Source organism: Verrucomicrobiia bacterium (assembly GCA_035765895.1).
Taxonomy (GTDB): Bacteria; Verrucomicrobiota; Verrucomicrobiia; order Limisphaerales; family DSYF01; genus DSYF01.
In genome coordinates this window covers 1-15,870 of record DASTWL010000063.1, presented here as the reverse complement: position 1 = coordinate 15,870, position 15,870 = coordinate 1, and the positions used below count along the sequence as shown (strand labels likewise).

Below are 15,870 nucleotides of genomic sequence, written 5' to 3'. Positions count from 1 at the left end.
TACTATGAACCCGCGCAAGAAGCGTATTCTCGTGGTGGATGATGAACCCGGCATCACCCGGATGCTGAAATTGAACCTGGAACAGACCGGTGAGTTCGTGGTGCAGGTCGAAAACGCCGCCCCGCATGCCCTGACGGCCGCGCTCACGTTTCAGCCGGACCTCATCCTGCTGGACGTGCTCATGCCGGGCGTGGACGGCGGGCAGCTGGCCGCGCATTTCCAAGCCAGCCCCCGGTTCGAGAAGGTGCCGATCATCTTCCTGACCGCGGCGGCCACCAAGCAGGAAGTGAACTCGCACGGCGGCCAGATCGGCGGCTTGGAGTTCCTGGCCAAGCCGGTGGACATGCCCGAGGTGGTGGCTTCCATCCGGAAACACCTGGCGGCGTGAAGCGTGGCCGACATTGCCTCGGCCGGCGAGGAATGTTGTTGTCTCAGGGGCTGAAGGGGCAACCCACTCCCCCGGCGCCGCCATTGATGGCCCTGATCCTGGCCTGGTCCTCTGCCCAAGCCGGGGCAATTCGCACGCGGACCGCCCTGTGGGCACACGCCGCCGTTCCTTTTCCAGGCACGCGCCCTGCCGGGCGGCGCGCTCCTCGGCGGATTGCGGCGGGCCGCCGTGGCCCTGGCCGCGCGGGCCGGGGCCGTTCCCGGCAAACACCGTTCCGGCCGCGAACAGACCCGCGGCCACCATCACTGCAAGTGTGTTGAGTTTCATGTCATATCCTTTTGTTGGCTGTCTTCGTTGTTCGGCGATCACCGGATCGTCCTTTCCACTTCAACAGACCATGTGCGGATGAATGCGGACCCGGCCGGGACATTACAGTTTTGTCATTCGAGGATGCCGGCGCCGTCCTTCGTGCGTGACGATTCCGCGCGGCTGCTGTCTAATCCGCCGTGGAAACCCTCGTGAACGATTCTGGCGTTGAAAAAGCCACGCCGCCCGGGCTGGAGCCGTCCGGGTTCGCCGACCTTTACCACGAGCACAGCCGCGCGGTGTATTACCTCGCGCTGCGCTATCTCGGCGACCCACAGCGCGCCGAGGACGTGACGCACGACGTGTTCCTCAAGGTTTATCGCAAGCTGGATGACTTCCGCGGCGAATCCGCCTTCCGCACCTGGCTTTATCGCATCACCATCAATCACTGTCACAACCTGCAATCCAGCTGGCACCAGCGGCACATCACCACGACCGATGACACCGCGTTGCTCGACACCGCCCCCGCCGCGGGGGACTCCCCCCTGCGCATCCTGGAGGTGAAGGAACTGGGCGAACGCATTCAAACCACGTTGGACGGACTCACACCCGAGTATCGGCTGTTGTTGTTGCTGGTGGCCGACGAGGAAATGAGCTACGAGGAAATCGCCGATTTGACCGGACAGACCGCCGACGCCGTGCGGGGCAAACTGCACCGCGCCCGCAAGGTTTTTGCCGCACAGTTTGAGAAAACCGCCTGAGGTGAATCATGAAACGCCAGATCAAAACCGCATCCCGTGAACAGGAACAAGTTTCCCGGACGCCGTCCCAGCACACCTCGGCCCGCGAATTCGCCACCGTGGAGGAGGCGCTGCGTGAAGACCGTGCCGGCGTCAGCGTGCCGCCCGCGGTCGAACAACGGCTTAGCCAGTCCATCGCAAACCTGCCCAGGCCCGGCCGGCCGTGGTGGAAACGTTTCCTTGGCTGAGCCCGAACCAAGCACGCCTTCCCGTCCATGTCCTTCCCCACCGAAATCGAAACACTGATCCGGGCGCGGTATCCGATACTCTACATCATTTCGAGCGAGGAGCTGCGCGTGCAGGAACTCATCGCCGAGATTGCGAAGAAGCGGCAGAAGCGCGTGTTCGAGTGGACGTGCAGCACCGGCATTGTGCCGGCCGGAACGTCCATTCAATCGCAAAAAAATCGCAGCCCCGCCACGAAGGAACCGCTCGCGGCGCTGGACCTTGTCATCGAACAGGTCGAGCCTGCGTTGTTTGTGTTCAAGGATCTTCATCCGTTTCTGACGAAGAACAACTTTGCCGTGACGCGCAAGCTCAAGGACATCGCGCTCCATCTGAAGAACAGCCACAAGACCATCATCCTGATCTCGCCGGTGCTGGAAATCCCCACGGAACTCGAAAAGGAAATCACGGTGCTGAACCACCCGCTGCCGGCGCGCGAGGATTTGTCCGCGCTGCTCGATCACATCATCACCGACGTAAAGCAATTCAAACAGGTAACCATCGACCTCGATGAAGCCGGGCGCGAGCGCCTGCTGCAGGCCGCACTCGGCCTGACGATTGGCGAGGCGGAGAATGTCTTCGCCAAAATCATCGTGAAGGACGAGCGCTTGAGCGCGGACGCCGTGGGCGACGTCTTTGCGGAGAAGCAGCAAATCATCCGCAAGAGCGGCCTGCTGGAATACTACGCCACCGACGAAAACTTCAACCACGTCGGCGGCATGGCGGTGTTGAAGGAGTGGCTGACCAAACGTGCCGCCGCCTTCACCGACGAAGCCCGTGCGTTCGGCCTGCCCGCGCCGAAGGGCGTGCTGCTGCTCGGCGTGCAGGGCTGTGGCAAGAGCCTGTGCGCAAAGGCCGTCTCGAACCTCTGGCAGCTCCCGCTGCTGCGCTTCGACATGGGCCGGATGTTCGGCAGTTTCGTCGGCTCGTCGGAGGAAAACGTGCGCCGCGCCATTGCCGTGGCCGAGTCCGTGGCGCCCGCGATTCTGTGGGTGGACGAAATCGACAAGGCGTTCGCCGGCTCGCAAGGCTCGGGCATTGCCGACGGTGGCACGACCGCGCGCGTGTTCGGCACGTTCCTGACCTGGCTCTCCGAGAAAACGGCGCCGGTGTTCGTCGTCGCCACCGCCAATGAGATTGCACACCTGCCGCCCGAACTGCTGCGCAAGGGCCGGCTCGACGAAATTTTCTTCGTGGATCTGCCCAGCCGTGCGGAGCGACGGGAGATTTTCCGCATCCATCTGGCCAGGCGCAGTCGTGACGCGGCGGCCTTCGATCTGGCCGCGCTGGCGGACGCGAGCGACCAGTTCAGCGGCGCGGAAATCGAGGAGGCCATCAACAGCGCGCTCTACGATGCATTTTATGCCCGCACCGATTTGACGACGGCGCAGGTGCTCGCGTCTATCGCGCAGACGGTGCCGCTCGCGAAGACGATGGCGGAACAGATTGGTGAATTGCGCACGTGGGCCGAAGGCCGGGCGCGCAGCGCCAACGTGGCGCGGGGGAGCTAAACTTTTTGCTTCGTTATGAGTCCGTTCTGGGCCGGCTTGTTTGAGAACCTGCGGGGACGCGGACGCAATGCTGCCGTGTTCCTCGTCGCGTTGGCGTGCCTGCTCGTCGCGACGTTCCTGGCGGCCCGGCTTCCGGCGGATGCCTATCGGGATTACGTTTTTCCCGTGCTGCCGTGGCTGGCGCTGCTTCTGGCCGCCCAGATCATCCGCGCCGCGTGGCTGGCCCGCGCCAGGCGACGGGAACGCCTCGTCGGCCACGCGCTGTCGGCCGACGAATTGCGCAAGGCGCGCGCGAAGCTGGTGAAACGTCCGGCCGGCGCGCCAAAGAATTCGGTGGTTCCGCCGGCGTGAGCTTGCTATCAACGGGTCATGAGCCGCTTCGGAAATCTTGAACTCGGGGACGGTTCCGAGGAGCGTTCACATCAGCCGCTGCAAACGGCCCGGCGCGATGAGGCGCACTTCCTTGCCGAAGCCCGGACGGCGTTCGAGAATGGCCGGTTCGAGTCCGCGCTGCGCCACTTTTCCAAGGTGCTCGAATTCAATCCGCGCTGCGCCGCGGCATGGACCGGTCAGGTCCGCATGCTCATTGAACTGGGCGAATTTCAAGAAGCCCGGCTGTGGGCGGACAAGGCGCTCGAACAATTTCCGCACGAGCCCGAGCTGCTTGCCGCCAAGGCCGTGGCGCTCGGCCGCGCCGGGGATTTGCAGGGCGCGATGGCGTTTTCGGACGCGGCGCTCGAGGAACGCGGCGACACTCCCTACGTCTGGCTGGCGCGCGGCGATGTGCTGCTCGCCCGGCGGGAAAGCCGCGCCGATTATTGCTTCGACAAGGCGCGGTTGCTCGCGCCGCAGGATTGGTTCACCACCTGGCTCGCCGCCCGCGTCCGCTCCTTTTACGAGCAGTTCGCGCTCGCCTTGAAACTGCTCCAGCAGGCGGTGGAGTGGAATGCGGGGCATTTTTTGCTCTGGCTCGAACTGGGCCGGTGCCAGCAGGCGCTCGGCCTGGCCGGCGCCGCCACGGTTTCATTCAACCGCGCCCGGGAATTGAACCCGCGCTCGGATGAAGTGCGCGCCGCGTTGCTGCACGTCGCCCAGACCGGCTTCTGGCTCCGCGTGCGCGGTTTGGTCAGGCAGTGCTTCAGACGATGAAGACCAGGCATGCCGATTCAGGCTGGCGCCGCCAGGGTAGTGGGACAGGCGTCCCGCCTGTTCGGTGGTGCGTCAGAATCAATCCCGGGCGCCGTTTCAACTTGAAAAACCCACGGGACGGGCACGATGCTTGTCCTGCTGCACATCCATGAGCTCAGAAAACCTGGATCGTTTCCTGGCCGCCGCGAGCGATTTTGATGCATCGGACCTGCACCTGGTCGTCGGTGTGCCGCCCGCGTATCGCGTGAACGGGGAAATCATCCTCGCCGACGAAGATGCGCTCACCGAAACCGACATCACGGACATCACGAACGGCCTGCTGAACGAGCAACAGCGGAAAAAATTTGAGAATGAGTGGGAGCTTTGCATTTCGCTGCTGCACAGCGCCGCCGGCCGGGTGCGCGTGACCTTCTACCGCCGCAACGGGCATCCCGAACTGAGCTTCCGCTTCTGCGGCGACCGCATCGCCACCCGCGAAGAGCTCGGCCTGCCCGAACGCCTGGATGAACTCGCGCGCAAGCCCAACGGCCTGGTGCTCATCACCGGCCCGACCGGCGCGGGCAAGACGACGACGTTGAACTACTTGGTGGACCTCATCAACAGCGAGCGGCGCTGCAAGATTGTCACCATCGAGGATCCCATCGAATTCGTGCATCAGAACAAGCGCGCCATCGTCGTGCAGCAGGAAGTGCTCACCGACGTGCGCTCGTTCAACCGCGCACTGATCCACGTGTTGCGGCAGGATCCGGACGTGATCGTCGTGGGCGAGATGCGCGACTACGAAGCGATTTCCACGGCGTTGACCGCGGCGGAAACCGGCCACCTCGTCCTCGCCACGATGCATTCACCGAACGTCTCGCACGCCCTGGAGCGCATCATCGGCGTGTTTGAAGGCAGCGCCCAACGACAGATCATTTTGCAGCTGGCCAATGCCCTGCAGGGCATCATCTCGCAGGATTTGCTGCCCGCCGCGGACCGCACCCGCCGCGTGCTCGCCTACGAAATGCTGACCGCGAACGGCGCAGTGCGAAATCTCATCCGCGAAAACCAGCTGCACCAGCTGGAAAACACGCTGCAAATGGGGCGCAAGGACGGCATGGTGCTCATGGACAACTGCCTCTACGACCTCTACTGCAAGTGCCTCATCACCTACGACACCGCCGTCAGCCGGGCGCGCCATCCGGACCGGATCATGCCGGAGAAACATTGAACGGCGTCAACGGAGCATCCCGCTCATTTTGACGTTTTTTTAACGCGGCGAGACCGCGTTTTGATTAACGCCTTCCGCAACACCCGCCTAGCGTGGCGGCATGAACGAGCGCGATTGGCTCCAGATCATCGTGTATGTCGGCGCGTTGGTGGCGTTGACCCCGTGGCACGGCGAATTCCTGGCCCGCGCCCTGACGGGCGAGCGGCATCTGCTGTCGCGGTTGCTGGGTCCCATCGAGCAGTTCATCTACCGGCTGGCCGGCGTTGATCCCGGACGGGAAATGCGCTGGACCGAATACGCCGCCGCGCTGCTGTGGTTCAATCTCGCGGGCGTCGTGTTCCTGTTCCTGCTGCAATGGGGGCAGGGCGTCCTGCCGCTGAATCCGCAGCATCTGCCCGCGCCAGCGTGGCATCTGGCGGTGAACACCGCCGTCAGCTTCGTCACCAACACCAACTGGCAGGCGTATTCCGGCGAGGTGACGCTGAGCTACCTCACGCAGATGCTCGGGCTCACGGTGCAAAACTTCGTCAGTGCCGCCACCGGCATCGCGGTGTTGCTGGCGTTGACGCGCGGCCTCGCTCGTAAATCCACGCAAACGCTGGGCAACTTCTGGGCCGACCTCGTTCGCGCGACGCTTTATGTGTTGCTGCCGTTGTCGCTAGTGCTGGCTGTGGTGCTGGTAGGGCAGGGCGTGGTGCAAAGCTTCTCCCCCTACGCCAATGTCACCACGCTGGAACACGCCCACCAGCTTGTCCCGCTCGGACCCGCCGCCTCACAGATCGCCATCAAACAACTCGGCACCAACGGCGGCGGATTCTTCGGCGCGAACTCGGCGCACCCGTTCGAGAACCCCACACCGCTGACGAACTTCCTCGAAATGCTCGCCATTCTGCTGATTCCGTCGGCGATGTGCCTGACCTACGGCCGCATGGTGGGTTCGCGGCGCCAAGGCTGGGCGATCTGGGCCGCGATGATGGTGCTGTTCCTCGCGGGACTCGGGCTGGCGTTATGGGCCGAATACCAACCGAACCCGGCGCTTGCGGGGCTGCCGAATCTGGAAGGCAAGGAAACGCGTTTCGGCATTGCCAACTCGGTGGTGTGGGCCACCGCAACGACCGACGCCTCCAACGGTTCTGTCAATGCGATGCACGACAGCTTTTCGCCGCTGGGCGGGCTGGTGCCGTTGTTCAACATTCTCCTCGGCGAAGTCGTCTTCGGCGGGGTGGGCGCGGGCTTATACGGCATGCTGATGTTTGTGGTGCTCACCGTATTTCTCGCGGGTCTGATGGTGGGACGCACGCCGGAATACCTGGGCAAGAAAATCGAGGCGCGTGAAGTGAAGCTCGCCATGATCGCCGTGCTCGCTCCGTGCGTGATGGTGCTCGTGTGCTCGGCGATCGCCGCCGTGACTCCAGCGGGCACAAGCAGCCTGAACAACGCCGGCCCGCACGGCTTGAGCGAAATTCTTTACGCGTTCGCCTCGATGGCCAACAACAACGGCTCCGCCTTCGCGGGCTTGAATGCCGCCACGCCATTCTATGATCTGCTCGGTGCGTTCTGCATGTTGGTCGGGCGCTTTGCCGTCATCATCCCGGCGCTGGCGCTGGCGGGCGGCCTGGCCGGCAAAAAGGTGGCACCCGCTTCGAGCGGCACCTTTCCCACAGACGGACCTTTGTTTGTCGTGCTGCTCATCGGCGTGGTCATCATCGTCGGCGCGCTCACGTTCCTGCCCGCGCTGACGCTGGGTCCGGTCATTGAACAACTGCTGATGCTGCAAGGGCGGGTGTTTTAACCCGCCGGGCTGATCACCATGAAAAAATCATCCTCCCTGTTGGACCCGCAACTGCTCCGACCGGCCGTCTGGTCGGCGCTGCGCAAGCTCGACCCGCGTGTGCAGTGGGCAAACCCCGTGATGTTCATCACCGAACTGGGTGCGGCGCTGTGCACGGTGGCGGTGCTGCGCAACCTGTTCGCCGGTCAGTGGTCCGGCTTCGACCTGCAAATCACCCTCTGGCTCTGGTTCACCGTGTTGTTCGCGAACTTCGCCGAGGCGCTCGCGGAAGGGCGCGGCAAGGCGCAGGCGGAGAGCCTCAAAAAGGCGCGCACCCAGACGATGGCCCGGCGGCTTCGCAACGGCAGTGAAGAGCGCGTGGCCGCGCCGGAGTTGCAGAAAGGCGATACGGTCGTGTGCGAGGCGAATGACGTCATCCCCGCCGACGGCGAAGTCATCGAAGGCATCGCGACCGTGGATGAATCGGCCATCACGGGCGAAAGCGCGCCCGTGATTCGCGAGAGTGGCGGCGATCGCAGCGCCGTGACCGGTGGCACGCGCGTCATCAGCGACCGCATCGTCATTCGCATCACCTCGGAGAAGGGTAACACCTTCCTCGACCGTATGATTGCGATGGTCGAGGGCGCCCAGCGTCAGAAGACGCCGAACGAAATTGCGCTGGGCCTGCTGCTGCTCGGCTTGACGGCGGCATTCATCCTGGCGGTGTTCACGCTGCCGGCATTTTCTGGATACAGTCAGACCGCCGCCGGACAAGCAGGTTCTTCCAACTTGAGCCTCCCGGTGCTGGTGGCGTTGCTGGTCTGTCTGATTCCCACGACCATCGGCGGGCTGCTCAGCGCCATCGGCATCAGCGGCATTGACCGGTTGATCCGCCGCAACGTGATGGCGACCAGCGGGCGAGCGGTTGAAGCGGCGGGGGACATCGACGTGCTGCTGCTCGACAAGACGGGAACCATCACATTGGGCAACCGCATGGCCGCCGCGTTTCTACCCGCACCCAACATCACCCCGGAGCGGCTGGCGGATGCCTCGCAACTCGCCTCGCTCGCGGACGAAACTCCCGAAGGTCGCAGCATTGTGGTGCTGGCCAAGGAACAATTCGGCCTGCGCGGACGCGAAGTCGCAGCGCCACACGCGCAGTTCGTTCCATTCACTGCGCAAACCCGGATGAGCGGCGTGGATTTTCCAAAACTCGACGGTCACATGCCGCGCGCGATCCGCAAAGGCGCGGCCGGCGCAGTGCAATCATTCGTCGAATCCCAAGGCGGCCGTTTCCCGGATGCGGTTGCCAGCACGGTGGAGGACGTTTCCCGCCAAGGCGCCACGCCGCTCGTCGTTGCCGACAATGCCGATGTGCTCGGCGTCATTCAACTCAAGGACGTGGTAAAAGGCGGCATCAAGGAGCGGTTCGCGCAGCTTCGCAAGATGGGCATCCGCACCGTGATGATCACGGGCGACAATCCGCTGACCGCCGCCGCCATCGCCGCCGAGGCGGGAGTGGACGACTTCATGGCACAGGCCAAGCCCGAGGATAAACTCGCGCGCATCCGAGCTGAACAGGAAAAGGGCCATCTCGTCGCGATGACCGGCGACGGCACGAACGACGCCCCGGCGCTCGCGCAAGCTGACGTCGGCGTGGCCATGAACACCGGCACGCAGGCCGCGCGCGAAGCCGGCAACATGGTGGACCTCGACTCGAACCCGACGAAGCTCATCGAGATCGTCGAGATCGGGAAGCAACTCCTGATGACGCGCGGCGCGTTGACCACGTTCAGCATTGCGAACGACGTGGCCAAATATTTCGCCATCCTGCCGGCAATGTTCGTCGGGCTTTATGCGGTGGCCGGCGCCAACGCGGGGCCGCTCGCGGCGTTGAACGTGATGCGGCTGGCCTCGCCGCAAAGCGCAATCCTCAGCGCGGTGATTTTCAACGCATTGATCATCATCGCGCTTGTGCCGCTGGCCCTGCGCGGCGTGAGTTATCGTCCCCTTGGGGCCGCGATCATTCTGCGGCGCAACCTGCTGGTTTACGGATTCGGCGGCCTGGTTGCGCCATTCGTTGGGATCAAGTTGATCGACCTCTTCATCACCCACATTGGCCTCGCATGAAAACGATTCTTCCGGCCCTTCGCATGTTCACCGTGCTGACGTTGCTCACCGGCATCATCTATCCGCTTGCCGTAACCGGCGTGGCCAGGCTGCTATTCCCAAGGCAGGCACAGGGCAGCTTGATTGCGCGTGATGGCGAGCTGGCGGGTTCGGAGCTGATCGCACAAAGCTTCACCAACGCGGCTTACTTCTGGCCCCGGCCCTCGGCAGGCGACTTCGCCACCGTTCCGTCCGGCGCCAGCAACAAGGGCCCGGCGAGCGCGGACTTGAAACACGCCATCGAAGCGCGCGCGGCTCAATGGCGCGCAGCGCAGCATTTGCCGGCGGACGCACCCGTGCCGGCGGACTTGTTGCTCGCCTCGGCCAGCGGGTTGGATCCCCACATCAGCCCGGAGGCCGCGCGCTTCCAGATTAACCGCGTGGCGGCGGCGCGGCATTTCACGCCGGAGCAGCAGCAACGGTTGGCGGCTCTGGTTGACCGCAGCGTTGAACTGCCGCAGCTCGGCTTTTTGGGCGAGCCGCGCGTGAATGTTTTGAAGCTGAACCTGGCGGTGGATTCATTAAGATAAGGCCGTGAGCGAAGGCCGCCCCAATCCCGATGCGTTGCTGGCCGCCATTCAGAGCGAAGCCCTGCGCCAGCAACGCGGCCGGCTCAAGGTCTTTCTCGGCATGTGTGCGGGCGTCGGGAAGACCTACGCCATGCTCGAGGCCGGCCAGCGCGAATTGAAGGCAGGGCGTGACGTTGTGATCGGCTACGTCGAAACCCACGGGCGCAAGGAAACGGACGCGCTCACCGCGGGGCTGCCCACCCTGCCGCGGGCGCGGTTCGAATATCGCGGCGTGCAGCTCACGGATTTCGACCTCGATGCCACGCTGGCACGCCGGCCGCAGCTCGTGCTGGTGGACGAGTTCGCCCACACCAACGCGCCGGGCGCGCGTCATCCCAAGCGCTGCCAGGACGTGCTCGAACTGCTGGCGGCGGGCATTGACGTCTTCACCACGCTCAACGTCCAGCACCTCGAAAGCCGCGCCGAAGTGGTGCGGCAAATCACCGGCATCGCCATTTACGAAACCGTGCCGGACACCGTGCTGGCCGGGGCCGAACTCGAGCTGGTGGACCTGCCGCCGGATGAATTGCGGGCGCGCCTGGCCGCCGGCAAGGTTTACCTCGCAGAACGGGCCGCGACAGCGCAGGACAATTTTTTCCGCGCGGGCAATCTTTCCGCGCTGCGCGAACTGGCGTTGCGCTTCGCCGCGGAACAGGTTGGCCAGGACGTGCGCGATTACCGACAGGCGCATGGCATCGCCGACCCTTGGAAGTCCGGGCAGCGACTGCTGGTGGCGGTGAGCGCGAGCCCGACCTCCGCCTCGTTGATTCGCTGGGCACGGCGGCTGGCGGGCGAGCTGCGCGCACCGTGGCTGGCCGTGTATGTCGAACAACCCCGCGCGGTGGGCGAGCCAGAGAACAGGCGCCTCGCCGAACACCTCGCCCTCGCGCGTGAGCTGGGCGCCGAGGTCGTCACCACGAGCGACCCGGACGTGGTAGCGGCGCTGTTGCGCGTGGCGCGTGAACGCAACGCAACGCAGATCGTGGTCGGCAAACCCGCCGGCTGGCGCGTGCTCGAGCTGTTCCGGGGCGGATCGTTTCTGAACCGGCTGATCCGCGAAAGCGGCAACGTCGATGTGCTGGCGGTGCGCGCGGAGACGGCCGGGGCACCCGGTCGTCCCGGACGGCCACCGCGGCTGGCGCAATCCGATTTGCGCAGTTACGGCATCGCCCTGGGCGTGAGCGCGGTGGCGACCGTTTTGAACGCGGTGCTCCAGCGTTGGATTGGTTACCAGTCCGTGGCGCTGGTGTTCCTGTTGAGCGTGGTGTTGCTGGGCATGTTCGTGGGGCGCGGTCCGACGCTGGCCGCCGCCACGGTCACGGCGCTGTTGTGGAACTTTGTCTTCACGGAACCGAGGTTTACGTTCCGCATCGACAACGCCGAGGACACGATGTTGTTCGCCACCTACTTCGTCGTTGCGCTGGCGATGGGGCATCTCGCCGCGCGCTTGCGGGCACAGCAAATCGCCGAGCGTGCCCGCGAACAGCGCGCCACCGCCTTGTATCTGCTCACGCGCGACCTGGCGGAGTCTGGCGACCTCGCGCAACTGCTGGGCGTCGTCGTGCGGCACGTGGGGGAAGCGTTTCGCGCAGACGTGGCGTTGTCGCTGCCGGACGAACCCGGGCCAGCACCGCTGACGCCTTACTTCGCCAGCACGTGGACGCTGCCGGAAAAGGAGCTCAGCGTCGCGGTCTGGGCGTTGCAACATCAGCAGCCCGCTGGGCGTGGGACCGACACGCTGGCCTCGGCCGAGGGGGTTCACCTGCCGTTGATGGCGGGCGACCGGGTGCCCGGCGTGTTGAGCTTGCGGTTTCCCAATGCGGCCACCGTGCCGCCGGCGCAACGAGAGCTGCTGGACGCCTTTGCGCGGCAGATCGCGTTGGTGCTGGACCGGCAGCAATTGCGCGATGCGGAGGCACGCGCCACGCTGGTGGCCGAATCGGAGCGGCTCGGCAAAACTCTGCTCAACTCCGTCTCACACGAGCTGCGCACGCCGCTGGCCGCCATCGCGAGCGCCGCGAGCGGGTTGCGCGAAGCCGGCGCACTGAATCCCGCGCAACGAACGCTGGCGGGTGAAGTTGACGAGGCCACGGCGCGCTTGAACCGGCTCGTGCGCAACCTGCTCGACCTGTCGCGGCTGGAAGCGGGCCACCTGCATCCGCGCCTCGACTGGCACGACCTGCACGACGTGGTGCGGCTGGCGTGCGAGAGTTTGAGCCGCGGGCTGGCGGATCGGGCTGTGACCGTGGACATCGCGTTTGGTCATGAACCCGTGAAGCTGGATGCAGCACTGACGGAACAGATTCTCGTCAACCTGCTCGGCAACGCCGCCGCGCACACGCCCCCCGGCACGCCCATCGTCGTGAGCGCCCGGCTGGAACCCGACTGGCTGGTGCTGGACGTGGCGGATCGCGGCCCCGGCCTGCCGCCCGGACTGGCGACGCGTTTGTTCGACCGCTTTCAACGCGGCCCGGACGCCGCACCTGGCGGAACCGGCCTGGGACTTTCGTTGGTGAAGGGCTTCGCCGAAGCCCAAGGCGGACGGGTCGAGGCCGCCAACCGTCCCGATGGTGGGGCGCGCTTTACCGTCCGGCTGCCGCGCGTGAAACTGCCGCCTGTTCCGGAAGAAAGGCCATGAGCGAAATTCCGAAACCCCTGGTGTTGGTCGTGGATGACGAGCCGCAAATCCGGCGGCTGTTGACCGTGACGCTGGAGGCCAATGGCTACCGCGTGCTGGCCGCCGGCAGCGGCAGTGCGGGTCTCGCGCTGGCGGCGCAACATCGTCCCGCCATCATCGTCCTCGACCTCGGCCTGCCCGATCTTTCAGGGCAGGAAGTGCTGCGGCGCATTCGCGAATGGAGCCGCGTGCCGGTGGTGATTCTCTCCGTGCAGGACGACGAGGCCGGCAAGGTCGCAGCGCTGGACGGCGGCGCAGATGACTATGTCACCAAGCCGTTCAATTCAGCGGAATTGCTCGCGCGCCTCCGGGTGGCGTTGCGGCATGCCACCCAGCCGGAAGCGGAACGGGTTTATCAGGCGGAAAACGTGGTGGTGGATCTGGCCACCCGCCAGGTGACGGTGAAGGGCAGGTCGGTCAGCCTGACCGCCACCGAATACAATCTGCTGCGCCTGCTGGTGCGTCATGCCGGCCGGGTGATCACGCATCGCCAGCTTTTGACGGAAGTTTGGGGGCCCGGCGCGGTGGAGCAGACGCACTATCTGCGGGTGTATGTGGCGCACCTGCGGGAAAAACTGGAGGCCGATCCCGCCCAGCCAACGCTGATTCTGACGGAGCCGGGCATTGGCTACCGGTTGCAGGCCGCGGGCTGACCCTGTCAGTTTCCGCTTTTGCCGGCTCGCTTCATGGTGTTGAATTCCCCTGCGTATGAGCCAGACGCATCCTCTCACCACAACGACCTTCGAGCTGCCCGGATACCGGGTCACCCGCAACTTCGGGGTGGTGCGGGGCATCATTGTGCGCTCGCGCTCGGTCATCGGAAACATCGGCGCGAGCCTGCAGGCGTTGGTGGGCGGCAATATCACGCTCTACACCTCGCTGTGCGAACGTGCGCGAGAGGATGCCTTCAACCAGTTGCTGGCACATGCCGGCCAGATGGGCGCGAATGCCGTGGTGGGCGTGCGCTATGACGCCACCGAAATCGCGCCCGGCATCACGGAGGTGCTGTGCTACGGCACGGCGGTATTCGTCGAGCCGGTGAAATAGCCGGCCTTCCGCCCCTGCCCGCCGTGAACCCCGCATGAAGCCGCTGTCTGGCGAAACCTTTTTCGGCCGTTGTCTGACGTGGCTGACAGGCGCCATTCACCGGCGGCCCGCGTGGTTCATCTGGCCCCAACTGCTCCTGGCGGTCGCCTGCGCGGCCTACACGGTTTGCTTCCTCCAGTTCAACACGGACCGCAACGCGCTCGTCGGGCCGCACTTGAAATACAACGAGGATTTCCTGCGGTTGAAGGCCGAGTTCCCGCAGCCGGACGACCTGGTGGTGGTGGTGCAAAGCGGCGAGGCGGAAAAGAACCGGCAGTTCGTCGAACGGCTCGGCGCCAAGCTCGAAGCAGACACCAACCACTTCGTCAACGTCTTCTACAAGGGTGACCTCAAGACGCTGGGCTCGAAGGCGTTGTTGTTCGTGCCCGAGGAGGATTTGCGGGATCTGCAAAAGACGCTGCGGGATTACCGGCCGTTCGTCAGCCAGTTCACCAAGGCGACCAATCTCGTTTCATTGTTCAACCTGGTGAACACGCAGATTCGCACCGCCAGCCGGGAGGACAATCCGGAGAACCGGTCGCTGGTTGACGCCCTGCCGGCGCTCGAACGCATCATCAACCAGGCCACGGCCGCGCTGAAACGCCCGGGCAAACCGCCGTCGCCCGGCTTGAACGCCCTGTTCAACGCCGGCCCCGAGGCGGAGCAGCAGATTTACATCACCTTCGACAACGGCCGCATCTTCCTGGTCACGGCGCACGCGCCAACCGACGATTTGAACAGCGCGGCGGTGGCGCGCCTCCGCCAGTTGATTGAGCAAACCCGCATCGAAGTGCCGGGGGTCAACGTGGGCCTGACCGGCGAGCCCGTGCTGGAAGAGGACGAAATGCTGCAATCGCAGAAGGACACGATGCTGGCGAGCGTGGTGTCGCTGTTCCTGTGCGCGCTGATTTTCATCTACGGCTACAACGAAACCGGCCGACCGGTGAAGGCCACGTTCTGTCTGCTGATCGGGCTGGCCTACACCATGGCCTTCGCGACGCTGACGGTGGGGCATCTGAACATCCTCACGATCACCTTTGTGCCGATGTTGATCGGGCTGGCGATCGACTTTGGGGTGCACCTCGTGACGCGCTACGAGGAGGAGCTGCGGCATCAGCACACCGAACTGGAAGCCCTGACCAAGGCGATGGTGTTCACGGGCAAGGGCATTTTCACCGGCGCCATCACCACGGCCGCCGGCTTTCTGGCCATGGCGTTCACCCATTTCAAAGGCATTCAGGAAATGGGCGTGATCTGCGGCGGCGGGCTGATTGTCTGCCTGATTCCGATGATGACCCTGCTCCCCGCCCTGCTGCTGCGCGGCCGGCAAAATGTGCTGGATCACGATTACCACGAACCCCAGCACCGGGCGCGCATCGAGAGACTGTGGCTGCAACGGCCCGTGCTGACGACCGGATTGACGGTGGGGTTGTGCGTGCTGGCGGGCACCCAGCTGCGGAAGGTGTTTTTTGACTACAACCTGCTCAACATGCAGAGCAAGGGCCTGGCCGCGGTGCAAGCCGAGCACAAGCTGATCGCCACCGCCAATAAATCGGTCATCTTTGGCGCGGTCGTCGCGTCGAATCTCGACCAGGCGGCCGCCTGGGAGGCGCGGCTCACCAACCTGCCTGCGGTGTCCGGCGTGGATTCCATTACGCAATACCTGCGCGAAAATCCGAAGAAAAAGCTGGGGTTGATCGGCGCGATCAAACAGGACGTCGCCCCCCTGAATTTTGCCCCGCCGGACCCCGCGCCCGTGAATGTGCCGGAATTGAGCCGGACGCTCTACTCGCTCTACGGCTATTTTGGCGCGGCGTATGATGAAGTTAAAACCAACGATGCGGCCCTGGCAGACCGGCTGAAGTCCCTGCGCACCGCCATTGAAAATCTCCGGCGCGAAATGCTGCGCGGGGACGGACTGGAGCGGCGCGAGACGGCCGACCAGCTGGCGGTTTATCAACAGGCGCTGTTCAACGACGTGCGCGACACGTTTCAGGTGCTGCAAACCC

The 15,870-nt window shown here is 64.6% G+C and carries 14 protein-coding genes; all 14 read left to right on the top strand.

What is annotated here, in order from left to right; all coding sequences use genetic code 11:
- The first annotated feature begins 4 nt into the window (after nt 1-4).
- Complete coding sequence (locus VFV96_12655; GenBank protein HEU5071249.1) at nt 5-388, top strand: response regulator; 384 nt, start codon at nt 5-7, stop codon at nt 386-388.
- A gap of 518 nt (nt 389-906) precedes the next feature.
- On the top strand, nt 907-1,455 hold the full coding sequence (locus tag VFV96_12650; GenBank protein ID HEU5071248.1) for an RNA polymerase sigma factor: 549 nt from the start codon (nt 907-909) through the stop codon (nt 1,453-1,455).
- 8 nt (nt 1,456-1,463) lie between these two features.
- Nucleotides 1,464-1,682, top strand: a complete 219-nt coding sequence (locus VFV96_12645) for a hypothetical protein (GenBank protein HEU5071247.1) — start codon at nt 1,464-1,466, stop codon at nt 1,680-1,682.
- Nucleotides 1,683-1,709: 27 nt separating this feature from the next.
- Entirely contained in the window at nt 1,710-3,230 is a 1,521-nt protein-coding gene (locus VFV96_12640) for an AAA family ATPase (protein ID HEU5071246.1), read from the top strand.
- Nucleotides 3,231-3,245: 15 nt separating this feature from the next.
- On the top strand, nt 3,246-3,581 hold the full coding sequence (locus VFV96_12635) for a hypothetical protein (GenBank protein ID HEU5071245.1): 336 nt from the start codon (nt 3,246-3,248) through the stop codon (nt 3,579-3,581).
- A gap of 18 nt (nt 3,582-3,599) precedes the next feature.
- Nucleotides 3,600-4,379, top strand: a complete 780-nt coding sequence (locus VFV96_12630; protein ID HEU5071244.1) for a tetratricopeptide repeat protein — start codon at nt 3,600-3,602, stop codon at nt 4,377-4,379.
- Nucleotides 4,380-4,527: 148 nt separating this feature from the next.
- Entirely contained in the window at nt 4,528-5,589 is a 1,062-nt protein-coding gene (locus VFV96_12625; GenBank protein ID HEU5071243.1) for a PilT/PilU family type 4a pilus ATPase, read from the top strand.
- A 100-nt stretch (nt 5,590-5,689) separates the two neighbouring features.
- Nucleotides 5,690-7,381 (top strand): potassium-transporting ATPase subunit KdpA, encoded by a 1,692-nt coding sequence (gene kdpA, locus VFV96_12620; protein HEU5071242.1) that lies wholly within the window; start codon nt 5,690-5,692, stop codon nt 7,379-7,381.
- Nucleotides 7,382-7,399: 18 nt separating this feature from the next.
- Nucleotides 7,400-9,490: a potassium-transporting ATPase subunit KdpB gene (gene kdpB, locus VFV96_12615; protein ID HEU5071241.1), complete on the top strand. Its 2,091-nt coding sequence runs from the start codon at nt 7,400-7,402 to the stop codon at nt 9,488-9,490.
- Nucleotides 9,487-10,059, top strand: coding sequence for a potassium-transporting ATPase subunit KdpC (gene kdpC, locus VFV96_12610; GenBank protein ID HEU5071240.1), 573 nt, complete (start codon nt 9,487-9,489; stop codon nt 10,057-10,059). Before kdpB ends, kdpC begins: the two co-directional genes overlap by 4 nt.
- A gap of 4 nt (nt 10,060-10,063) precedes the next feature.
- On the top strand, nt 10,064-12,736 hold the full coding sequence (locus tag VFV96_12605; GenBank protein ID HEU5071239.1) for a sensor histidine kinase KdpD: 2,673 nt from the start codon (nt 10,064-10,066) through the stop codon (nt 12,734-12,736).
- Nucleotides 12,733-13,428 carry a response regulator gene (locus VFV96_12600; protein ID HEU5071238.1) on the top strand — a complete coding sequence of 232 codons (696 nt, stop codon included), beginning with the start codon at nt 12,733-12,735 and terminating at the stop codon, nt 13,426-13,428. The genes VFV96_12605 and VFV96_12600 overlap by 4 nt, the downstream gene beginning before the upstream one ends.
- Before the next feature lie 55 nt (nt 13,429-13,483).
- Entirely contained in the window at nt 13,484-13,822 is a 339-nt protein-coding gene (locus tag VFV96_12595) for a YbjQ family protein (GenBank protein ID HEU5071237.1), read from the top strand.
- Nucleotides 13,823-13,856: 34 nt separating this feature from the next.
- A partial coding sequence (locus VFV96_12590) for an MMPL family transporter (GenBank protein ID HEU5071236.1) occupies nt 13,857-15,870 on the top strand: 2,014 nt, incomplete at its 3' end.